At 32.0% G+C, this 23,552-nt stretch carries 16 protein-coding genes; 14 read left to right on the forward strand and 2 right to left on the reverse strand.

The window, feature by feature from the left end; translation table 11 throughout:
* Positions 1–13: 13 nt before the first annotated feature.
* On the reverse strand, positions 14–1,243 hold the full coding sequence (locus ACXGSQ_RS13405) for an HD domain-containing protein (protein ID WP_458629364.1): 1,230 nt from the start codon (positions 1,241–1,243) through the stop codon (positions 14–16).
* A gap of 41 nt (positions 1,244–1,284) precedes the next feature.
* Between ACXGSQ_RS13405 and porX the strand changes: the two genes are divergently transcribed.
* The 7 genes from porX (at position 1,285) to ACXGSQ_RS13440 (ending at position 8,680) form a co-directional block, all read left to right on the forward strand.
* Complete coding sequence (porX, locus tag ACXGSQ_RS13410) at positions 1,285–2,832, forward strand: T9SS response regulator signal transducer PorX (RefSeq protein WP_458626662.1); 1,548 nt, start codon at positions 1,285–1,287, stop codon at positions 2,830–2,832.
* 228 nt (positions 2,833–3,060) lie between these two features.
* Positions 3,061–3,483, forward strand: coding sequence for a tRNA (adenosine(37)-N6)-threonylcarbamoyltransferase complex ATPase subunit type 1 TsaE (gene tsaE, locus ACXGSQ_RS13415; RefSeq protein WP_458626663.1), 423 nt, complete (start codon positions 3,061–3,063; stop codon positions 3,481–3,483).
* Positions 3,484–3,769: 286 nt separating this feature from the next.
* Positions 3,770–4,324 (forward strand): hypothetical protein, encoded by a 555-nt coding sequence (locus ACXGSQ_RS13420; protein WP_458626664.1) that lies wholly within the window; start codon positions 3,770–3,772, stop codon positions 4,322–4,324.
* Between the two features lie 108 nt (positions 4,325–4,432).
* Positions 4,433–5,626 (forward strand): alanine dehydrogenase, encoded by a 1,194-nt coding sequence (locus tag ACXGSQ_RS13425; RefSeq protein ID WP_458626665.1) that lies wholly within the window; start codon positions 4,433–4,435, stop codon positions 5,624–5,626.
* 44 nt (positions 5,627–5,670) lie between these two features.
* A complete protein-coding gene (locus tag ACXGSQ_RS13430) occupies positions 5,671–6,048 on the forward strand; it encodes a hypothetical protein (protein ID WP_458626666.1) in 378 nt (125 codons plus the stop codon).
* 85 nt (positions 6,049–6,133) lie between these two features.
* Positions 6,134–7,153: an NAD-dependent epimerase gene (locus ACXGSQ_RS13435; protein WP_458626667.1), complete on the forward strand. Its 1,020-nt coding sequence runs from the start codon at positions 6,134–6,136 to the stop codon at positions 7,151–7,153.
* Positions 7,154–7,300: 147 nt separating this feature from the next.
* Positions 7,301–8,680 carry a nucleotide sugar dehydrogenase gene (locus tag ACXGSQ_RS13440; protein ID WP_458626668.1) on the forward strand — a complete coding sequence of 460 codons (1,380 nt, stop codon included), beginning with the start codon at positions 7,301–7,303 and terminating at the stop codon, positions 8,678–8,680.
* Between the two features lie 70 nt (positions 8,681–8,750).
* On the opposite strand, the gene ACXGSQ_RS13445 is transcribed toward ACXGSQ_RS13440, so the two are convergent.
* Positions 8,751–14,369, reverse strand: a complete 5,619-nt coding sequence (locus ACXGSQ_RS13445) for an Ig-like domain-containing protein (RefSeq protein WP_458626669.1) — start codon at positions 14,367–14,369, stop codon at positions 8,751–8,753.
* 447 nt (positions 14,370–14,816) lie between these two features.
* On the opposite strand from ACXGSQ_RS13445, the gene murJ reads away from it, so the two are divergent.
* The 7 genes from murJ to ACXGSQ_RS13480 all read left to right on the forward strand — a co-directional run bounded on the left by murJ (position 14,817) and on the right by ACXGSQ_RS13480 (position 23,546).
* Positions 14,817–16,157 carry a murein biosynthesis integral membrane protein MurJ gene (murJ, locus tag ACXGSQ_RS13450; protein WP_458626670.1) on the forward strand — a complete coding sequence of 447 codons (1,341 nt, stop codon included), beginning with the start codon at positions 14,817–14,819 and terminating at the stop codon, positions 16,155–16,157.
* A gap of 31 nt (positions 16,158–16,188) precedes the next feature.
* On the forward strand, positions 16,189–17,274 hold the full coding sequence (locus ACXGSQ_RS13455) for a glycosyltransferase family 4 protein (protein WP_458626671.1): 1,086 nt from the start codon (positions 16,189–16,191) through the stop codon (positions 17,272–17,274).
* Positions 17,271–18,470: an O-antigen ligase family protein gene (locus ACXGSQ_RS13460; RefSeq protein WP_458626672.1), complete on the forward strand. Its 1,200-nt coding sequence runs from the start codon at positions 17,271–17,273 to the stop codon at positions 18,468–18,470. Before ACXGSQ_RS13455 ends, ACXGSQ_RS13460 begins: the two co-directional genes overlap by 4 nt.
* 62 nt (positions 18,471–18,532) lie before the next feature.
* Complete coding sequence (locus ACXGSQ_RS13465; RefSeq protein ID WP_458626673.1) at positions 18,533–19,114, forward strand: serine O-acetyltransferase; 582 nt, start codon at positions 18,533–18,535, stop codon at positions 19,112–19,114.
* Between the two features lie 384 nt (positions 19,115–19,498).
* Positions 19,499–21,328, forward strand: coding sequence for an asparagine synthase (glutamine-hydrolyzing) (asnB, locus tag ACXGSQ_RS13470; protein ID WP_458626674.1), 1,830 nt, complete (start codon positions 19,499–19,501; stop codon positions 21,326–21,328).
* A complete protein-coding gene (locus tag ACXGSQ_RS13475) occupies positions 21,315–22,391 on the forward strand; it encodes a glycosyltransferase (protein ID WP_458626675.1) in 1,077 nt (358 codons plus the stop codon). Before asnB ends, ACXGSQ_RS13475 begins: the two co-directional genes overlap by 14 nt.
* 6 nt (positions 22,392–22,397) lie before the next feature.
* A complete protein-coding gene (locus tag ACXGSQ_RS13480) occupies positions 22,398–23,546 on the forward strand; it encodes a glycosyltransferase (protein ID WP_458626676.1) in 1,149 nt (382 codons plus the stop codon).
* Positions 23,547–23,552 lie beyond the last annotated feature (6 nt).

Consider the following 23,552-nt stretch of genomic DNA (forward strand, 5'->3'; position numbering starts at 1 on the left):
TAGAAAAAAAGGATTACATTTTCTTTTTAGGATAGCACATATAATATTTAGTGATGGGTTTACTAAGCGCTTTTAGATTTAATTGGTCTGATGCTTTAACCATATCTTTAATTTTTCCAGACTTAAATAAGATATTGATCTTCTGAAAGTTATTCTGATAAGCTTGATTCGTTAACACCCCTTGAAACACAAAATATGAGGCTTCATGCTTAGTAATGTGATGTTTTTTTATTAAGGCTTCAGAATGCATTTTTAATTCTGAAGATTTAATGGGCTTATTTTTTAGTTTTACTTTCAGTAAGTTTCTATTTAATATCATTTGGCAAAGGTTGCTCAACACAAAATCGTCATGGTTTTGCCAATCTTTCATAGCAGCAACAATATCATAATCATCTAATTTTGAGAAAACGTCTAAGGTTTCATTATTAAAGTTTTCGGCATTAATTTCAGAAAATAGAAAATAAAATAAAGCATCACTACAATTTAGTTTTACTCCCTGTTGTACTAACTCCTTTGCACGTTTTAGAGTTCCCATTAATAATTGTTCGGCAACCACACCTGTTTTATGCATATACACTTGCCAATACATAAAACGTCTTGCAATTAAAAATTTCTCAACACTTAAGATGCCTTTTTCTTCAACAACCAATTGATCATTAACCACATTAAGCATGGTAATTAAACGTTCACTATTTATATTACCTTCTGCAACTCCGGTATAAAAACTATCGCGCTTTAAATAATCGGCTCTATCCATATCGAGTTGGCTCGAAATGAGCTCACACATAAATTGTCGTGGATATTCTTTCTTAAAGATAGAAATCGCTAAAGTTAAACTTCCGTTAAACTCTATATTGAGTTCTTCCATGAAACGTAGCGAAATTTCTTCATGTGAAACGTTATTTACAATGCTGTGTTCCATAGCATGAGAAAATGGACCATGACCAATATCATGTAATAGAATGGCAATTAACAAACCATTCTCCTCATCACTAGAAATCGTAACTCCCTTAAAACGAAGTACATTAATCGCCTTCTGCATTAAATGCATACAACCAAGCGCATGATGAAATCGCGTGTGATGTGCACCTGGATAAACCAAATACGATAACCCCATTTGACTAATACGCCGTAATCTCTGAAAGTATTTATGTTGAATAATATCGAATATTAAGGAATTCGGAATCGTAATAAATCCGTAAATTGGATCGTTAAATATTTTTAGCTTATTATTTGTAGGCAAAATTTTAAAATTCATTAATTAAGAAACAAATATACCACAACATGATAAATATTCTTTGGGTTGACGACGAAATCGATTTACTAAAGCCACATATTATTTTTTTAGAACAAAAAGGTTATAGTGTTACAAAATGCCAAAGTGGTACTGAAGCATTAGAAATCATCAATGATACTAATTTTGATATGGTCTTTTTAGATGAAAATATGCCAGGTCTTACAGGACTAGAAACCTTAAATGAAATTAAGGAACGACGCGCTAATTTACCTGTTGTAATGATTACTAAAAGCGAAGAAGAGTACATTATGGAGGAAGCTATTGGTAACAAAATTGCTGATTATTTAATAAAACCGGTAAATCCACATCAGATTTTATTGAGCTTGAAAAAGAATTTGGATCATTCGCGGTTAGTATCAGAAAAAACAACTTCTAACTACCAGCAAGAATTTAGAAAAATTGCCATGGATTTATCTATGGTAAACTCTTATGAAGAATGGGTAGATTTATACCAGAGGTTAGTGTATTGGGAATTACAACTCGAAAGTATTGAAGATGTTGGCATGACAGACATTTTAGAATCTCAAAAAACCGAAGCTAATATGCAATTCGGTAAATTTATTGAGAAAAATTACGAAGATTGGTTTCAACCAAAGGCAGATGCTCCTGTAATGTCACATACCTTGTTTAAAGATAAGATTGTACCAGAGTTGAGTGATAAACAACCAACGTTATTGGTCGTGATAGACAATTTGCGATACGATCAGTGGAAAGCCTTTGAACCTTTTGTAAATAATTATTACAAAAAATCATCAGAACATGCCTTTTATAGCATTTTACCGACAGCCACTCAATATGCGCGTAATGCCATTTTTTCTGGATTGATGCCATCTGATATGGAAAGTTTATTTCCTCAATATTGGAAAAATGATACAGATGAAGGAGGTAAAAACATGCATGAAGGGGATTTCTTAAGAGAACAATTAAAACGTTTAGGCTTAAGCCATCTAAAACATGAATACCATAAAATCACCAATCTTAAAGCTGGAAAAAAATTAGTCGAAAATTTTAGATCCCTAAAGGATAATGACCTTAGTGTTATTGTCTACAATTTTGTAGATATGCTTTCGCACTCTAAAACAGAAATGGAAGTTGTTAAAGAATTAGCCTCTAATGATAAGGCTTATCGCTCACTCACAGTTAGTTGGTTTAAGAATTCTCCACTATTAGAAATGATCCAGTTATCACAACAACTTGGTTTTAAGTTAATACTAACAACAGATCACGGAACTATAAACGTAAAAGCCCCAACTAAAGTCATTGGTGATAGAGACACGAGTTTAAATTTACGTTACAAAACAGGGAGAAGCCTAACATATCAAGACAAAGATGTATTAGCGATTAAGAATCCAAAATCTATTCACTTACCCGCTTTAACCATGAGTAGTTCGTTTATTTTTGCTAAAGGTGATTTATTTCTAGCTTATCCCAACAACTATAATCATTATGTAAGTTATTACAGAAACACATATCAACATGGAGGTGTATCATTAGAAGAAATGATTATTCCGTTTGTTGTTATGGATCCCAAGTAATTTACTCTAAATTCATAACATAATGTATAATGATGCTGAATATAATTCAGTATCATTATTTTTTTACCCCCTCTTAAAGAAGCTAAGATTCTCAGAAGCCACAAGTTAAAACACCAATAAAATACTGTAAAGCGCATAAAAATCCGACGAAATACACTAATTGTTAGGTTATTTCAATTATTATTATTATTATTACCACTGTAATCCCTAACATGCCTAATATAAACAGTGAAAACCCTTGAATTCACATACCATTTAAAAGATATAGACGCTATTGCAGCTGAAGTTCTAGACCATTTAGATGTTAAAACCGTTCTATTTAATGGAAACATGGGAGCTGGTAAAACGACATTTGTAAATGCACTCTTAAAAGCGATGCACAGTAATGACGTTGCCACTAGCCCAACATTTTCAATTGTAAATGAATACAACATTCCTAATGATAAAATCTATCATTTTGACTTTTATAGAATAGAATCTATAGAAGAAGCTTATAACTTTGGAATAGAAGATTATTTAAGTAGTACTCATTGGGTATTTATGGAATGGGCTGAACGTATTGAAGAACTTATACCAGAACATTCGCAAAAAATTACTATTACGGATTTACAGGATAACAAAAGATCTCTAGAACTAACTATAAACACATAAAAATCAACCTTAGTGACGCTATGACAGTAAATAAATTTTAAATTAAATTATAATACTATTCCTACAAAATTATATTAGAATTACGGAAAAACCGTAATTAAAAACCCATAATTTACTGGATTTTAACAATTTCTGATTTGTAAGGCTTTAATAATGACCTTATTTTTGAGCTATTAATTAATTAAATCCCTTTAAATTATGAAAACTAAAAAGAATTTGTTAGTAGCAATTGCTATATTCGGAGGAGTATTGTTTACTGCACAAGCGACTAACATTATTAACTTGGATGGACAAACATCAACAGAACTTAAAAAAGGAAAAAGAAAACTTATTCCTAACGGCTAATAATAAGTTAAGTAAAAGTGCTATAGTTGGTTCTATAATTGCAACTATAATTGCTTTTACACCTCTTTTTTATTCCTTACATGAAAGTGTTCCAACGACTGAAGTTTGGGACACTTTTCTATTTACATATGATAGTGGTTTTTGGGAAGATGCCCAATATGCCATGTGGGTTTATACTGGTAAATTTCTACCACTACTCTTTTTAGTAATTTGGTTTTTTACTTGCCGTCATTGGTGGTACCACGCGTTACTTATACCAATAGTAATGTATTCCTTTCAAATAATTATAAGCTTTCGTACAGACGCTTTATATATTGATCAAAACCAAATTTTAGTTTTACTTCCTGTCTTAGTCATTGTAGTCCCATCCATTTATTTAATCAGAGCAAAGATGTTTAATAAAATCAATACATCTGATAAAAGTCTTGAAGAGCTTGAAGAAGAGTTTATGATTAAACCCAAAGGAGTTTGGGGTAAGATTAAGCAATATTTTTAGGTTGACACTTAATTTTCAAAATTATTCTTAATTTAAGTTATTTTAATATTAACTATTGTTTAGTGATATTCGCTATATTGCAATAGCAATATTAAAGTAATTGACTTAATGAGTATATCACCATTTACCAAAGCCCAGTTATTACCCCAAGAAGAAACCTTAGAAATTCTTAAACAAAAGGGAGAACTCTTTATTGGGATTCCAAAAGAAGCACATTTTCAAGAGCGACGTGTGTGTTTAACTCCTGATGCCGTTTCTGCTTTAACAGCTAATGGACACCGTGTACTTTTTGAGTCTGGTGCTGGAGAAGGTGCTAATTTTAAAGATAAAAATTACAGTGAAGCTGGAGCAGAAGTTACAAAAGATACCGCAAAGGTATACTCCTGCCCTATTATTTTGAAAGTAGAACCGCCTTCATTAGATGAAATAAAATTAATTAACCCGCAGACCCTCTTAATTTCTGCGCTTCAAATAAAAACACAACATAAATCCTATTTTGAAGCTCTTGCCAAAAAACGAATTACGGCATTAGCCTTTGAATATATTAAAGATGATGATGGAGCATATCCTGCAGTTAGTTCACTCAGTGAAATTGCCGGAACCGCTTCCATATTAATTGCATCGGAGCTTCTCTCTAATGTAAACGGCGGTAATGGTTTAATGATTGGTAATATTAATGGAGTTCCGCCAACTGAAATTGTAATATTAGGTGCTGGTACTGTTGGGGAATTTGCCGCGCGTTCCGCAATAGGCTTAGGAGCTAATGTTAAAGTATTTGATAGTTCTATCACAAAATTACGTCGTCTTCAAAATAATTTAGGCCGGACAATTTATACCTCAACAATGCAGCCTAAAAACTTATTGAAAGCCTTGAAACGTTGCGATGTTGCTATTGGAGCTGTTAGAGGAACCAATAGAGCTCCGGTTATTGTAACAGAGAGCATGGTAGACAACATGAAATCAGGCTCCGTTGTAATAGACGTTAGCATTGATATGGGCGGCTGTTTTGAAACTAGCGAAGTCACTACGCACGATCGTCCTACTTTTGAACACAACGGGGTTATCCATTATTGTGTACCCAATATTCCTGCACGCTATTCTAGAACAGCTTCAGTTTCCATTAGTAATATATTTACTCCTTACCTTTTAGAAATTGGTGAATATGGCGGAATAGAAAATGCCCTTCGATTTGATCGTGGTTTAAAAAATGGGTTGTATTTTTACCACGGCATATTAACTAATAAATCCGTTGCAGAATGGTTTGGTTTAGAATATAGTGATGCCAACTTATTAATTTTTTAATCTGTACTTAACGATAAGCGTCTGACAGAATTACTCTCAATATCATGAAATTTATACACCGTTTAGCCTATTATTTAGGTGGATTTGCCGTTGGCCTAATGCTTCTTATGTTTTTTTTAAATGGAAAAGATGCCTCTTGTGATTACGGACCAAATGCTAGAACAATTAAAAACATAAGCTCTAAACCTTTTACCTATACTAATGAGGCCTCTAATTTTATAGTGGAACAATCTCTAGATTCTACTATCGTCCTCAACTTGGTGAAATTTGGAAATGTAGATTTTTCAGAAAGTAAAACAAAAATGGATTCTTGTAAAATCTATCTTATAGAAAACATTTATAAAGAGCGTGATATTGAATTAATGATAAAGAATTGTGACTCCATAGCTACAATCCTCGATATTAAGTACACACACAACTAATAAATTGAAATTGTTTCCTTTATAATTTAGAGGATTCCATCTAAATTTATAATATTTGAAATACGATTAAAAAAACAACTATAATATGAAAGTATTAGTAACAGGAGCAGCAGGGTTTATAGGTTTTTACACAGCTAAAGTCCTTCTTAATAAAGGTCATCAAGTGGTTGGGCTAGACAATATAAATGACTATTATGATGTTAACTTAAAATATTCTAGACTTAACCAATTAGGCATCAATAAGAATGAAGCTTCTGAATTTAACAAACTTTGTAAGAGTAAATCTGAAGACTTCTCTTTTATTAGAATGAATCTCGAAGATAGAGAGGAGCTTCCTAAATTATTCAGAAACGAGAAATTTGACATTGTTTGTAATCTAGCAGCACAAGCTGGTGTAAGGTACAGTTTAGAAAATCCTGAAACCTATGTAGATTCTAATCTTGTGGGCTTTTTAAATATTCTTGAATGCTGTAGAAACAATGCTATAAAACACTTAGTTTATGCTAGCAGTTCAAGTGTTTATGGAATGAATAAGAAAATACCGTTTTCTACAGATGACAATGTAGATCATCCAATTAGTTTATATGCTGCTACAAAAAAGAGTAATGAACTAATGGCTCATACTTACAGTCACTTATTTAATATTCCTACCACAGGCTTACGCTTTTTTACAGTTTATGGACCTTGGGGCCGACCAGATATGGCGATGTTCTTATTTACAGATGCCATTGTAAACGACAGACCTATTAAAGTGTTTAACCATGGTAATATGGAGCGTGATTTCACGTACATCGATGACATCGTAGAAGGTGTTGTCCGAATTATTGAAAAGTCACCAACCAAACGAATAGAATCTAATGAATTTTATAAAATATATAATATTGGAAACAACAACTCGGTGAAATTATTAGATTTTATTAAGGAAATAGAGTTAAATCTAGACAAGGTCGCAAAAAAAGATATGATGGAAATGCAACCAGGTGATGTAGAACGTACTTGGGCAGATGTAGATGAATTAATTAAAGACTACGACTATAAACCAAATACTTCAATTAAACAAGGCGTAAAATCTTTCATAGACTGGTATAAAGAATATTACAATTAATCCCTTAAATTTGAACAAAATTTATACTTGCAATAATCTTATCGTAAAAAGAGGTTGTTTATATAGAATATTATTTGAATTAAATAAAAAAAGTCAAATTTGTACACATTTTAAAATTTAGACTCAAATCAAAATAAACTTAGAAGCATGAAAATCACGAAGATTTGCTGTATTGGAGCTGGTTATGTCGGTGGACCAACAATGGCGGTAATAGCAAAAAAGAATCCTAATATAAAAGTTACTATTGTAGATATTAACGAAGAGCGTATTGCGGCTTGGAATGATGAAGACTTATCAAAATTACCTATTTACGAGCCAGGATTAGCTGAAATTGTTGCAGAAACAAGAGGAAAGAATCTATTTTTCTCTACAGCAATTGATGAAACAATCAAAGAATCAGAAATGATTTTTATCTCAGTAAATACCCCAACCAAAACTTATGGTAAAGGAAAAGGTATGGCTGCAGATTTAAAGTACGTAGAATTATGTGCCAGAAATATTGCTGAGGTTTCAACGACAGATAAGATTGTTGTTGAAAAATCAACTTTACCTGTAAGAACAGCTCAAGCTATAAAAAGCATTTTACACAATACAGGAAAAGATGTGAAATTTGAAATTTTATCTAATCCTGAATTTTTAGCTGAAGGTACAGCTATTCAAGATTTGTTAAATCCTGATCGCGTTCTAATTGGAGGAGAGTCTGAAGATGCTATTGAAAGCTTAGCCAATGTATATGGAAGTTGGGTATCACAAGAAAGAATACTAAGAACTAATGTTTGGTCTTCTGAGTTATCTAAATTAACTGCTAACGCCTTTTTGGCTCAAAGAATTTCTTCAATTAATGCCATTTCAGAATTATGTGAGCATACAGAAGCAAACGTGAATGAAGTTGCTAAAGCCATTGGAATGGATTCTAGAATTGGACCAAAATTTTTAAATGCCTCTATTGGCTTTGGTGGTTCTTGTTTTCAAAAAGATATCTTAAACCTTGTTTATATTGCTAGAAGTTATAACCTCAACGCTGTTGCTGATTATTGGGAGCAAGTTATTATTTTAAATGACCATCAAAAACGCCGTTTTTCTGATCATTTAATAAGTACATTATACAATACTGTTTCTGGTAAAAAAATTGCGATGCTAGGTTGGGCTTTTAAGAAAGACACTAACGACACAAGAGAATCAGCTGCTATTTATGTGGCAGACCACTTGTTAAACGAACAAGCAAACATAGCTGTATACGATCCTAAAGTTAATAGTGTAAAAGTACAATCCGACCTTAACTACCTAAATACTAGATCTGAAGAAGAAAACAATGCATTGGTTAAGTCGTATAACGATCCTTACGAAACATCAAAAGATGCACATGCGATTGCTATTATGACAGAATGGGATGAATTTAAGACCTATGATTGGAAGAAAATTTATAACCAAATGAAAAAACCTGCATTCATTTTTGACGGTAGAAACATTTTAGACAAGTCTGAAATGGAATCTATTGGATTTGAATATTTTTCTATTGGGAAGTAACCTCACTTTATTCAAAAAAAAAGTACTCAACTTTAATACGTTGAGTGCTTTTTTTTTGAATAGAATTAATTTATTCTACTATTAATTTTTTAGTGATGTCTCTATCTTTATCTATAAGTTTTACAAAATAAACACCAGACTGAAGCGAACTAATATCAATTTGAGTTGTTGTTGTAGCACTTAAATTCTCATTAGTGATTTTAGAATGTTTAATTAACTTTCCGGTCACATCATAAATATTAATGTCTGAAACAATTAATGTGCCTGATAGTTTTACATTAACCGTTCCTGATGCTGGATTAGGATAAACATCAAACGCAAATTCCATCTCATCGTCAGTAATAGGACTCGGACTCGTTGAATCATTTACACAATTTAAATCTACTTCTACCCTAACGGTAGCCTCATCGAAGTCTAAAGCATTAAATACAGTAACAGTATAATCTGTTGTTTCATTTGGTGAAACGACAATAGTCGGTGTTGTCTCACCGGTACTCCACACATAATCATCTCCTCCTGTTGCCGTTAACGTTGTATGCTCATTTAAACAGATTAAGACATCTTCTCCTGCATCCGCAACTACGGGTTGTAATACATTTACTGTAACTTGCTTATCATCATAACACTGTCCTATATAACCTTTTACTTCATAGGTTGTCGTTACCGATGGACTTACCGCAATATTTGGCTGAGACCCTCCATTATTCCACTCATAAGTATTTGCACCTGATGCCGACAACGTTACAAAGTCACCATTTAAAATATCAACACTCTCTCCATTGGCAATAGATACCACAGGGCTAGGATCGACATAAACCTTAACATCATCGGTATCGGATTGCTCTCCTTGAGTAACCGTTACTGAATAAGTTGATGTAGATAATGGATTGACAACAATACTTTGCGTGGTTTCACCTGTACTCCACAAGTAACTATCACCTTCATTTGCTGTCAATACAACCTCATAATTTTCATTATCACAAACCCGTTCATCTGTACCTGCTGAGGCTTGAAACAAAGGAGTCACGGTAACTGTGACTTCTTTTAGCTCACTGCTGCACGAATTAGTCATTCCTATGACATTATAAGTTGTCGTTTGTGTTGGACTGACTAAAATTGAATTAGATGTGTCACCAGTATTCCATAAGTAAGATTCCGCACCACTTACTTCTAAGTTTGTACTCTCTCCTTCAATTATTGTAATATTTTCACTTACTGTTATATTAGGTAATTCATTCACTGAAACCTTAACACTATCTGTGTCTGAATTTCCATATTCATCAAAAACCGTAACTGTATAGATTGTCGTTTCTGTAGGAGACACGATCACCGAAGCACTTGTTTCACCTGTACTCCAAACATAACCGAGCCCTCCTGAAGCATTTAACGTTACACTTTCACCAAAACAAATAGAAACATCGTTTCCTGCATTTGCATTAAGCTTCGGAATTACTGTCACCGTAACTTCTGCAATAGATTCACAATTACTTGTTGAAAAACCTGTAACCGTATAAGTAGTCGTTTCTAATGGACTAACAACTATAGAATTCGAAGTCTCTCCTGTATTCCAAAGGTATGTACTTGCACCACCTACTGTTAAATTAGTACTCTCGCCTTCAAAAATTGTGACATCTTCACTAAGCGTTAAACTAGGTAAATCATTAACCGTAACAGTAACACTATCTGAATCTGAATTTCCAAAACTATCGAATGCTGTTACTGTGTATATCTCTGTTACTATAGGATTAATTGTAATTGAAGCACTTGTTTCTCCTGTATTCCATAAATAATCAGTACCACCAGAAGCTGTTAAGATCACACTTTCTCCGTTACAAATAGCAACATCATTACCAGCATTTGCATTAAGCTCCGGAATTACTGTCACCGTAACTTCCGCTATAGATTCACAATTACTTGTTGAAAAACCTGTAACCGTATAAGTAGTCGTTTCTAATGGACTAACAATTATAGAATTCGAAGTCTTCCCTGTATTCCAAAGGTATGTACTTGCACCACCTACTATTAAATTAGTACTCTCACCTTCAAAAATTGTGACATCTTCACTAAGCGTTAAACTAGGTAAATCATTAACCGTAACAGTAACATTATCTGAATCTGAATTTCCAAAACTATCGAATACTGTTACTGTATATATATCTGTTACTATAGGATTAATTGTTATTGAAGCACTTGTTTCTCCTGTATTCCATAGATAATCAGTACCACCAGAAGCTGTTAAAGTCACACTTTCTCCGTTACAAATGGCAACATCCTCTCCAGCAAAAGCAATGACTTCTGGAACTATTGTCACCGTCACTTGAGCTACACTTTCGCATCCATTCTCTAAATACCCTGTAACCGTATATGTTGTTGTATCTGTAGGACTCACAGTTATAGAACTTGATACTTCACCTGTATTCCATAAATATGAATTGGCCCCAAAAACTTCAAGTGTAGTAGACATTCCCATCATAATTACGACATCATCATTTATGGTTAATTCGGGTGTTGGTAATACAAATACTTGCACTTCATCTGTGTCTGAACAGGTACCTGAAAATACTTCAACACTATAAACTGTATCTTCATTTGGATTTACCGTAATCGTTTCAGTCGTTTCACCTGTACTCCAAAGGTATGAATCACCTCCTTGAGCGGTTAAAACAACCGACTCTCCAAGACAAGTCGATTGATCTTCTCCTGCATTTGCAACAGGTGAAGGGTTAACTGTTACTGTCACTTCATCGGAATCGGAATTACCAAAACCATCTGTTACAGTAACTGTATAAGTTGCGGTCTCTGTTGGGACTAAAGTTAACGAAGCCCCTGTATCTCCGGTATTCCAAGTGTATGTAACACCTCCGGTTGCGTCTAAAGTAACACTATCCCCTAAACAAATTGATTGATCTTGTCCTGCATTAGCATTTAATTCCTCTACAACAGTTACTAAAACGTCAACACTGCTTTGACAACCGCTTTCTGAAAAACCAGTTACTGTATATGTTGTTGTTACTTCAGGACTTACTATAATTTCGGAAGCAGTTTCCCCTGTATTCCAAATATAGGTACTTGCACCACTAACCGAAAGCGTAGTTGAACTGCCTATCATAACATATATATCATCGCTGACTGTTAAAACAGGCGCTTCGTTGACATTAACTGTAACCTGAGCCGTATCAGTAAAGCCATAAGCATCTTCAGCTGTCACTATATATGTTGTTGTTTCTGTTGGACTCACCATAAGTTCTGACCCTAAATCGCCAGTATTCCAAAGATATGTAGTAGCGCCAGAAGCATTCAATATAACACTCTCGCCATTACATATCGTAACATCTTCACCTGCGCTTGCCATAATTTCGGGTACAACCGTAACTGTAACACTAGCACTGCTAGAACATCCGTTTACATTTGTTGTATTTACTAAATATGTTGTTGTATTGTTAGGACTGACTGTAATTGATGCTGTAGTTTCTCCTGTACTCCATTCAAAATTATCGCTTCCTGTTGCCGTAAGCGTTGTAGATTGACCTTCAACAATAATTAAATCTTCAGTAACTGTAATTTCTGGTGCTTCACTTATAAATACTGTAACGCTATCTGTACTTGAGCAATTATTTGAAAATGTTTCTACACTATATGTTGTTTCTACTGAAGGAGTCACTTCTATTGAACTTGTAGTTTCTCCTGTGCTCCATAGATAAGAATCTCCGCCTGTAGCAGTCAATATTGTTGACTCCCCAAAACACAACGTTTGATCTTCACCGGCATCTGCTATAGGTACTGCATTTACTGTAACCGTAACATTAATAGCCTCAGATTGCTCATTATCATCAGATACTGTTACGGTATAAACTATTGTTTCTACAGGAGCGACTTCTATACTTGCTGTTGTTTCACCTGTGTTCCACATATAATTTGTACCGCCACTTGCTGTAAGTGTTATGCTTTCTCCTGCACAAATCTGTTGATCATCACTTGCGCTCGCTAGGAGCGCTTCAGGAAAAACCGTTATTTCGGAGGTATCTGTAAATCCACCATCAGCAGCGGTAAAGGTTATTGTAACATCCCCTAAAGACACTGGTGTAACCAACCCATTTGAATCAACTATAGCAATGTCTTCATCACTAGAAGTCCAAATACCATTTCTATTCGTTGCATTTTCAGGAATAAATGTCGCTGTTAACTGAAGTGTATCTGTTATCAATACTTCTGCAGAATTAGGAGTTACTGTAATGCTTTCTAATCCTATTGAAACTAAAGACGCATCCACTTGATTTAAATACTCTTCTAACCATGTGTAACCACTCGGAGCAATATCATTATGATCTTGCCCCTCAGGCACATTCGCCTGAAACCAAATTTCTGGAATATGTGGATTTGAAACGTAAAAGTTGTCTGGTCTATTTTGTGAAACAATGTTTGGAACACTCCAAGTTGAGCTATCTGCTCTAGGGACATAAACTCCATTATTAATGTTGGCTAACCAACCGGCATCTAATACATCTTTATTATCGCTTACTGAACCATCAGCATTTAATCTAGAATTACAACCGACATCACTTTTTACACTGTCAAAAGCTTCATCAGCAGATTGAACAGGAATTGGCGCCCCTAATAAAGGATGTTGAGTGTCTGTAAAATAATTTGAATTTAAAAGCTCACCAATCAAATGCCCTTCACCAACCAAAAAATAACGATGCATTAACTTATTATCTGCATTCAATTGAGCAACATTATAAGTTAAAGGGTTGATAGTATTAACCGATACAATTTTATTTCCATTAGTATAAATACTTGGAGGATCTGAATCTATTGATGTTTGCATATTTAAACGACCATCACTAACTGGTGTATTACCAAAGTCATAATAATTATTTATATGATTCCATTCAGGATTACCATCTGTTCTTATTAATCTATTATCAATTGTCCAAACTACATTGTTTATGGTTTCAATTTTTGCACCATTATAACCAGCAATATTTGGTGTTCGATGTGTTATATTATAAAATAAGGAGTGATGAAATGACATTTCTCCAGTTGTCACAGAAGGTTGGCCACCGAATAAAACACCTTTCTCTCCTTCTCCCATAATACACCGTTGTACAGTGACATTATTAATTGTATAATTTCCAGAAGCAGCTGACCAATCAGAAGTTTCATCTCCATCAAAACTAAAACTACAATGGTCAAAAATGTGATTTGTTGTACTACCTGCTGCAGTAAAGCTATCATTTTTTTGATAACCAAATCCTTCGGCATCTATACCACCTCTAAATCTAATATAACGACAAATTACATTATCTACACTTTCCATAAAGACTCTATGACCTTCAATAGTGATTCCTCCCTCTGGCGCAGTTTGACCTGCTATAGTAACATTTCCATTATTAGGCCCCATATACAAAAAGGTATCTAATCTAATTACCCCACTAACATCAAAAACAATTGTTCTTGGGATTTCCATTTGCATCGCATATCTTAAAGACCCAAAACCACTGTCATTTAGATTTGTAACATGGACGACCTCCCCACCTCTTCCGCCTGTGGTATAAGCTCCTGCACCATATGCACTTGGAAACGATTTTACTTGAGCATTACTATGCACATTGTATAATAAGGTAAAAAAGAGTAAAACAAAAAATTTGTAAAAGGAAATACCATTCCTTTTAGTTAGAGGGTTATTCATAAATAGGGGGTAATTATAAATTTAACACACTCGAAACTACATATAAAAACTTTAAAACACTAAATTAATCGTTAAAGCGAATTTAAACGTAAGTTGTTTCTTATGAGTCAGTTTAAAAGTTTAGTTTTACAGTTAAATACGTTTAAAAAGCTGTTTTGGATCATGAACGGCAAATTAGTCCGATTAAAAGTAACAAATCGATATTTTTAGTTCAAAGAAGCAGCAATTTCTCTATTGATTTGTAAGGCATAAAAAAACAAATACCTCGTCCTAATTATCGTAATAAGTTTAAGTTAAACCGAATTAGGATTATACTTCAATTTTTTTTTTTCATATTTGTCGCTATGCAAGGAAAGATTGATTTAATTTTCAAAAAAAGTATTTAAGATTTTGTGAATTATACAAACATATCACTATGGATTTAATTTCTTTATTACTATAATCATAATGAACGTAAAACTTATTCAAGAAAATATTAAAAAATTTCTTGCACAACCTCTGATTATTAACATTGTTATTGTTGCCACAGTTACGTTGGGGGTAAAAATAATTGGTTTTTATAAAGAAACGGTTATTGCTTCTAGTTATGGCCTATCAGAGTTAATAGATACGTTTTACATTGCTCTTTTAATTCCAACGTTTATACAAAATGTCTTCATAAATGCCTTATGTGCCATATACATACCCAATTATATCGCAGAACTTAAATCTGGTGGTAATAAAGGAGAGTTTCAGTCCATTATCTTTTTAACCTCACTAGCCATTGCTCTATTTTTCTTTATTCTAATTCTGATTTTTGAGAATTTCTTTTTATCGACTTTATTTCCAGGTCATTCAAGTTCATATTATATTAGTATTCAAAATCAATTAAATTACATCTTACCTTGCCTATTTTTTTGGTCCTTATCTGCTGTAATTAGTGGCCTTTTAGACATTTCAAATAAATTTTTCTTTTCGACCATTTCATCTGTATTTCTATCGTTATCCGTTATTGTTTGTTTGTTGTTTTTTACTGAAGAGCTTGGTAATTTAACTATTTCTATTGGAATGCTTATTGGAAGTATTTTATCATTTATTTTTCTACTCATTGTTAGTTTATACTATAAACTTATCGTTTTGAAAAAACCAAAATTTAGTAAAAACTCTAAAGAAATGATTAAGCAATTACCTCCAAAAATATCATCTGGATTATTGAGTGGTTTAAATAATTTTGTTGATCAATTTTTTGCTGCTCAATTGGTTGTTGGTTCCATTACAGCAATTAATTATGGAATAAAAATTCCGTCATTTATAATTAGTATTATAATAATAGCTTTAGGAAATGTGCTTCTTCCCCATTTCTCGAGATTGATAAATACAGATTTAAAGCAAGCCTATCAACAATTATTTAAAATATTAAAGACAATATTTATACTTGCCCTTGTAATAGTAATTATTTCATTTTTCTTTTCTGATGAAATCATAAGACTACTTTTTGAACGGAATGAATTTAATTCTGATGACACAACTATAGTTTCTAATATTCAAAAAATCACGCTGATATACATTCCTTTCTATTTATGTACGATGGTTCTTGTTCGTTTTTTAACTAGTATAAATAAGAATAGTTTTATGGCATGGATTTCATTTTTCAGTCTTATTGCTAATATTGTATTAAATATAGTCTTGATTAAGCAATATGGTGTTTATGGATTAGTATTAGGAACAACTATAATTTATATTCTTACATTCTTTTTCTTTATTAACTTTACGCTTAAGCAATACAAATTATCTAAAAAAACAATTTGAAGAAGAAAGTCTTAACCCAAAAGTTCACTAAATGAAAATAGATTTTATAATAAGTTCACTGAAAGGCGGAGGTGCAGAGCGCGTTATGGCTTTACTGGCTACAAATTTATCAAAACGAAAAGGCTTCGATATTACTGTTATTACGCTTAATAAAGGTGAAGGTTATAACTTAGACCAATCTATTTCAAGAGTAACGTTATGCCATGGCAGCATCTCAAATCATACTATTAGAAGCTTTGTTAATCTTTACAAATATTATAAAAACAAAAATAATCGGCCTCACGTTATTATTTCATTTATAACATTAACTAATTTTATAACGATTCCTATTGCCAAATTATTTTCAATTAAAATCATTGCTGCAGAACACAATAGTCATTTACGCATTATGAATGGGCGTAAATTTTTATCTGATTTTACTAGAAAAGTACTTTATAAAAAGGCGGACTTAGTAACCGTTTTAACCAGCTTTGATATTCCTTATTACAAAAAACACGGCTCAAATGTAATAGTAATGCCTAATCCATGCTCTTTTACTCCAATAGAAGACATACATATTCAACGAGAAAAAGTTATTTTAGCTGTGGGGAGCTTGGATAGATATCACCATAAAGGATTTGACAATTTAATTAAGTTCATTGCACCAGTATTGAAGGATAATCCAGATTGGACATTAAAAATTGCAGGAGGTGGTGATGATGGACTACAGTATTTAACTCGTATCGTTAAAGATCAAAACATAGAGCACCAAGTATGTTTTACAGGATTTGTAAGTGAGATATCTAAATTAATGGAATCCTCCTCCGTTTTTATACTCCCATCAAGATTTGAAGGATTGCCAATGGTACTTCTAGAAGCGATGTCTCAAGGTATGGCTTGTATTGCTTATGATTGTAAAACAGGACCTTCAGATATCATTTCTAATAATAGTAACGGTTTACTTATTGAAGATCAGAACGAGAAAGAAATGACTTTAAAATTAACCCAACTTTTAAATAATGACACCTTAAGATTATCACTTGGTAAAGAAGCAATTAAATCCTTAGAGCGATTTGATTTAGACACCATAATAAACCAGTATATCTCAATTTTTGAATCGTTACAGGATAAATCATGAAAAAAATTCTAATCCTTTTTTTTATATTACCTCTAATATTCAACACTCTAAATTTACAAGACTTTATAGCTATATTCGTATCAAGTACAGCAGCACAAGTCTTAGCTTATTTAAACTTAGCCTTGATTTTAGTTGGAACGGTTCTTTGTATTAAAGAAAAAGGATTAGTGTCAGCAACAGCTAAACTTTGGATAGTATTTTTTGCCTGTTACTACACATTTGGATTAATTGCATCCGTCTATACAAAATACACACCTTCTTTAGCAAAAACTCTTATTCCTGTTATTTATTTTTATGGGTTTTATGTGTTTTTAAGCAATGTTAATTATAGGAAAATCACTTTTAGAGTAATTACAATCTGTTTAGTAACGGCTTGCATAATGCTTGTAATTCTGTATAACTTAAATTTTGATTTAGATTACGGAGGTGTACATATCTACAAAATTGATCGTGCAGGTGGACTCTATGGTGATGCCAACAATGCAGCATTAGTGTGTATATTAGCTTATCTTTTTTTTAATAAATTTTTCGTTGCAAAAAACCATACGCAAAAAGCCTTAAAAATATTAGGTATTTTATTTATTTTATACAGTCTATTTCTTACGTTTTCAACAACAGGCTTATCAACCTTTTTAATTGTACTCCTTTTAAGTAATTATAAATATTTTCGCGGTATACGAATTATGTTTCTCGTCGTAGCTTTTATTTCATTATTCTTGGTTGTTTTAAATTTGCAGAGTATTACAAAAGATATGAACCTATCTTCCGCTCAAAGAGTTAAAATAGAAAACTTAACTAATGTTATCACATTAAATACAGATAAGGTCGATAATTCAGGAAGAGGTGATTTATTAGCAAATTTAATGAGTTATATCTATGAAAACCCAATCATTGGAAATGGTGTAGACTTTGCCGTTAGTATAAGAGGTCATAATACTTATATGGGAGTATGGGCGGATGCAGGCATATTTGTTTTTATCCTATTCTGTATTATACTTTTAACGCATCTCTTTAGAGCTTTAAAATTAGAATTACAATTAAAGTTTTTTGTCCTAAGTGTAGTATTTACACTTTGCGTTTTTATGTTAAGTTTACAAACGGTCATAAATCAGGCTTATATTATGGTTATTTTTTGCACCCTAGGCTATTTAATTGATTTTGGAGAAGACCGTAGTCCCAGCCCAATCATCCCTTAACGTAGTAGTTGTTACTAAGCCTATATGTTTTAATAAAAAACAACGTATCAAAACAAAGATCAATGATAAAATCTAAGACCAGTTATTTAGAATATTTACAAAAAGATAAAATTGCGTTAGGTATTAAAAACGATAGTTTTTATGAACAAATTATTAATATTCTATCGCCAAATCCTATATGGGTTTTTCAAAAAAGACTTCGTAAACTCGAATATTTTAATAACTGTAAACGTGGTATTTTGAACAGATTATATTTTTTTTACTTAAAATATAAATTCAAAAAAACATCTATAAAATTGGGTTTTTCAATACCTATAAACGTCTTCGGTCCTGGTTTATCAATTGTCCATTATGGTACTATCGTAATTAATAGCAATACCAAAGTAGGACGTAATTGTAGGATGCATGCTTGTGTAAACATAGGTGCTTCTGGAGGATCAGATAAGGCCCCACAAATTGGTGACAATGTTTATATTGCTCCTGGCGCAAAAATCTATGGTAATATTTCTATTGCAAACAATACAGCCATTAGTGCAAATGCTGTAGTTAACAAGACATTTGAAGAAGAAAACATTCTATTAGCTGGAAACCCTGCTGAAAAAATAAAAACTATTGATATATCAAGAATTATAAAACACTTATAACAAGCTGCTTTTTAAGCAACAAACTATTTTTATAACAACTATTAAATCAAACAAATTATATTACAATCAAAAGCTAATTGTACGCCACAATTAATTTCAGTGTTAATAAAAGTTTTTATAATACATTTAGTAGAATAATTTTGATATTTACATTAAGTTACAACATATTTACAGCTTGAATTATTGAGAATCATTAAGTTCAACCTAAATTTTGACCGAAAATGTTATTTAATTCTCTAAATTATTTTTCTGTATTGAACAATTATTTATTGTAGTCATTAGACCGTATGACCAATATTAAAATGCCGCTCATAAATAAGTGAAAAACGTTCAGATAGTCTAAATAAAAAACTTTAAGATAACTTTATTAATAATAAAATAACCATGTGCGGAATTTACGGAAGTACAATACTATATAATGAAACTCAAGTTAAAGAGAAGCTCAAACGCACATCCTTTAGAGGTCCTGACCAAATGGGATGGAAATTCTATAAATCAGATAATCACTCGATAGCATTTGGACATAATAGGTTATCAATTATAGATTTAGACGCTAGATCTAATCAACCCCTCGCCTATTCTGACAATATTGAAATTGTTTTTAATGGTGAAATATTTAACTTTCAAGACATTAAGAACAAGCTTTTAAAAAAGGGTTATACTTTTAAAACAACAAGTGACACCGAGGTAATCTGCGCAGCTTATTTAGAGTATGGGAAAGATTGTGTAAATCATTTTAACGGAATGTTCGCATTTGTTATATATGATAAAATTAAAAATCTTTTTTTTGGTGCTCGAGACAGACTTGGTCAAAAACCTTTTTATTATTATCATAATGGTAAAGCTTTTGAATTCGCAAGTCAGGTATCTTCAATACAACTTTATCACAACGATTTAAGTATCTCTAAAAAGGCTATTGATTCGTATCTAACCTGGGGAACAATACCTGATCCTCTCAGTATATTTAATGAAGTAAAAAAACTACTGCCTGGTAATTCTTTTATTTTTGATATAGACTCAGGAAGCCTTAATATAGAACCTTATTGGGATATTGACTATAAAGGCGAAAATAAATTTTTAGGCACTTATGAAGACGCACAAACAGCGTTAAAAAACACCCTTTCAGATGCTGTTAAAATAAGAATGTTTGCAGATGTTCCTGTTGGAGTCTTTTTATCTGGTGGTATAGACTCTTCTCTTATTGCTGCTTTAGCAACTCAAAATTCACAAGCTAAAGTCAAAACGTTTTCTGTTAAATTTAATGATAAAGGTTTTGATGAAAGTGTTTATGCGCAACAAGTCGCTGACCATTTAAAAACCGAACATAATGTTATTGAATGCAATTATGATGAAGGATTAGATTTAATTGAAAATTTTCATCATTTCTACGACGAACCCTTTGCAGACCCTTCCGCTATTCCATCAATGTTACTTGCTAAACACACTAAAAAACAAGTAACTGTGGCTTTGTCAGGAGATGCAGGAGATGAGAGTTTTATAGGTTATCATCGCTATGACTGGATAAATAAAGGAAATAAATTTATGAAAATTCCTTATCCCGCAAGGTTACTTATGTCTAAGATGGTTGCTCTATTCCCTAATTATAGATTAAAAATTCTATCAGAATTTATGAAGTACAAATCTATAGATATGGCGTACTTAGACTCAAAAACAGGAGCGTCTAAAATGAATAGTAAAGAAGTTGATGAGCTTAAATATCTAATACATAATAATAAGAACTTATTAGAACGCGTATCTGATTTTGATATAAAAACATATTTAAACTGGGATATTAACACTAAAGTAGATCGTGCTACTATGGCATATTCGCTTGAAGCTAGAGCTCCATTAATGGATTATCGCGTAGTAGAGCTTGCTCAAAGCTTACCTACTGATTTTAAATTTAAAGGTAATAATCAAAAAAGGATACTAAAAGATATACTATATCAATCGGTTCCCAAACATATTTTCAACCGACCGAAAGCTGGATTTACCATGCCTTTTAAAAATTGGTTTAGAGAAGACCTTAAAGACTATGTCTTAAGCGAATTAAATCATGAAGGCCTAAGTCAAATCCCCGGAATTGATATCGCATTGGTAAAAAAACAAATAACACAACATATGGATGGAAGCTGGAACCACTACCCTATGATTTGGAAATTATTGGTATTAAAACAATGGTTAAAACACAACCCTAATCATGACATTAAATAAACCAATAAAAATTGTTTTTGTTTTACCTACCTTATTTGCAGGTGGTTCTGAACGTATAATATCTTATTTAGCTCAAAATATTGATAAAAATAAATTTGATACAACATTAATTGTTGTGGGGTCTGCTAAAGATTCTGCATATGAAATTAATAATATTAATTGCATTTTTTTAGAAAAACCAAGAGTACTAAATGGTATTCCGCAACTATTTAAACAGATTAAAAAACTAAAGCCTGACATTGTCCTTAGCGTAATAAGTCATTTAAATACTGTAATGGCTTATATGTCTATTTTGTTTCCTAAAACAAAATTTATCGCACGAGAATCCACTGTTCTAAGTGTTGATGAAAGTATATTTAATGAACATAAGAGTAATACTCTTTTAAGTGTTTTAGGACGTAAACGCTTTAGCTTTTTTGATAAAATTATCTGCCAATCAAAAGACATGTTGACAGATATTGAAAACAATTACAATCTTAATAATGACAAATTAGTTGTAATTAACAATCCCATTACAAACACATTTACAATAAAGGAAAAACAAACAAATCATAATCCAATTCGGTTAATAACCGTTGGTCGTCTTAGTAAAGAAAAAGGAATTCCGAGAATTTTAAAATTGTTGTCTAAACTTAAAATTCCATTTCATTACACTTTAATCGGAGATGGCCCTGATAAAGAAGAGGTAATGAATTTAATTCAAAACTTAAGTTTACAAGATAAAATCACTCATATCCCTTTTACTAAAGAGGTAGAAAAATATCTTATAATTAATGATTACTTTCTTCAAGGCTCATATGTAGAAGGATTTCCAAATGCACTCTTAGAAAGTTGTGTTATAGGCACACCCGTAATTGCTTTTAATGTACCAGGAGGAACGAAGGAAATTGTAGTTAATAACGTCAATGGTTTTTTAGTAAATGATGAAGATGAATTTATAGAAAAACTTCAAACCCAAAGAGAATGGAATCCTAAAACAATAAGTGATTCTGTTCTAGAAAAATTTAGCAAAAGAAAAATAATAGGTGATTATGAACAATTATTTCTTGAAGTTATAAAATAGTTAATAGTGAATCATTCAAAAAAAAATATAAGTATCCTTAGTATAACTTTAGGAAGTGGTGGAGCTGAAAAAGTCATTAGCCTACTCCTCAAGAAACTAGTTGTAGATTATAATGTAACCTTAGTTTTATTTTACAACACAATACACTTCCCTATACCAGAAGGCGTTAACGTTGTTATCCTTTCTGAAAAAGGTGCAGACCGACCGTTTTTATTAAAAACAATTGATAGTATAAATTTTATTATAAAATATAACCGCTTTGTAAAAAAGCAGTCTATTGATATTTCTGTATCATTTTTAGCATTCCCTAATCTTATAAATGGAATTATTTCTAGTCTAAATAAATCCGTAAAAACAATTATTAGCGAACGAGGGTTTCCTTCCGACAATGTAACTAGTAAGTTATCATTATATATTTCTAAACTATTCTATCCTGTTTTTTATAATAGATGTGATAAACTATTCTCAAATTCGGTTCACATTAATAGAGATTTAAAGGATAACTTTGGTGTTAAAATCCCAATGGAAGTCATTTATAACCCAATAGAAATTCCAAATTTAGTTATCGATTCTAAAAACTTAAATACTTCAATTAATACTTTAAAAGTAATTACCGCAGGAAGCTTAATAAAAAGAAAAAATCAAATAATGACCATTCTTGCAATTATGACATCTAAATTAAAATATGAATTTTCTATTTTGGGTGGTGGTGATTTACATGACTATTTACAAAATGAAATTGATAAGCACCAATTAAATGATAGTGTTTTTCTAAAAGGAAAAGTCAAAAAAGTAAATGAACATTTACTCAATAGCGAATGTTTTGTGCTTTCATCTTTTACTGAAGGGTTTCCAAATGCACTAATTGAAGCCATGGCAATAGGTTTACCTAGTATATCAACAAATTGTTTATCTGGTCCATTAGAACTATTAAATGAAAACAAAGAGGTAAACATTAAGGATGGTGAATTTTTCATTGCTAAGTTCGGCTTACTAGTTAATAATGATGATTATATTGGGTTAAGTAAGGCATTAGATTATTTTCACAATAACCCAGAAGAAAGAGAACGATTTAGCAAGCTAAGTTTAGAACGCTCTAAAGACTATCAATTAGAACGTATTTATAAAAAGTTTGATTACTTTATACAGAATTAATACAAA

The organism is Winogradskyella sp. PC D3.3 (assembly GCF_054366245.1).

What these genes read in the sequence shown, in the direction of transcription:
- porX (WP_458626662.1), top strand. Translation starts at nt 1,285, where the DNA reads ATGATAAATATTCTTTGGGTTGACGACGAAATCGATTTACTAAAGCCA.
- ACXGSQ_RS13420 (WP_458626664.1), top strand. Translation starts at nt 3,770, where the DNA reads ATGGACAAACATCAACAGAACTTAAAAAAGGAAAAAGAAAACTTATTC.
- ACXGSQ_RS13425 (WP_458626665.1), top strand. Translation starts at nt 4,433, where the DNA reads ATGAGTATATCACCATTTACCAAAGCCCAGTTATTACCCCAAGAAGAA.
- ACXGSQ_RS13430 (WP_458626666.1), top strand. Translation starts at nt 5,671, where the DNA reads ATGAAATTTATACACCGTTTAGCCTATTATTTAGGTGGATTTGCCGTT.
- ACXGSQ_RS13435 (WP_458626667.1), top strand. Translation starts at nt 6,134, where the DNA reads ATGAAAGTATTAGTAACAGGAGCAGCAGGGTTTATAGGTTTTTACACA.
- ACXGSQ_RS13440 (WP_458626668.1), top strand. Translation starts at nt 7,301, where the DNA reads ATGAAAATCACGAAGATTTGCTGTATTGGAGCTGGTTATGTCGGTGGA.
- ACXGSQ_RS13445 (WP_458626669.1), bottom strand. Translation starts at nt 14,369, where the DNA reads ATGAATAACCCTCTAACTAAAAGGAATGGTATTTCCTTTTACAAATTT.
- murJ (WP_458626670.1), top strand. Translation starts at nt 14,817, where the DNA reads ATGAACGTAAAACTTATTCAAGAAAATATTAAAAAATTTCTTGCACAA.
- ACXGSQ_RS13455 (WP_458626671.1), top strand. Translation starts at nt 16,189, where the DNA reads ATGAAAATAGATTTTATAATAAGTTCACTGAAAGGCGGAGGTGCAGAG.
- ACXGSQ_RS13460 (WP_458626672.1), top strand. Translation starts at nt 17,271, where the DNA reads ATGAAAAAAATTCTAATCCTTTTTTTTATATTACCTCTAATATTCAAC.
- ACXGSQ_RS13465 (WP_458626673.1), top strand. Translation starts at nt 18,533, where the DNA reads ATGATAAAATCTAAGACCAGTTATTTAGAATATTTACAAAAAGATAAA.
- asnB (WP_458626674.1), top strand. Translation starts at nt 19,499, where the DNA reads ATGTGCGGAATTTACGGAAGTACAATACTATATAATGAAACTCAAGTT.
- ACXGSQ_RS13475 (WP_458626675.1), top strand. Translation starts at nt 21,315, where the DNA reads ATGACATTAAATAAACCAATAAAAATTGTTTTTGTTTTACCTACCTTA.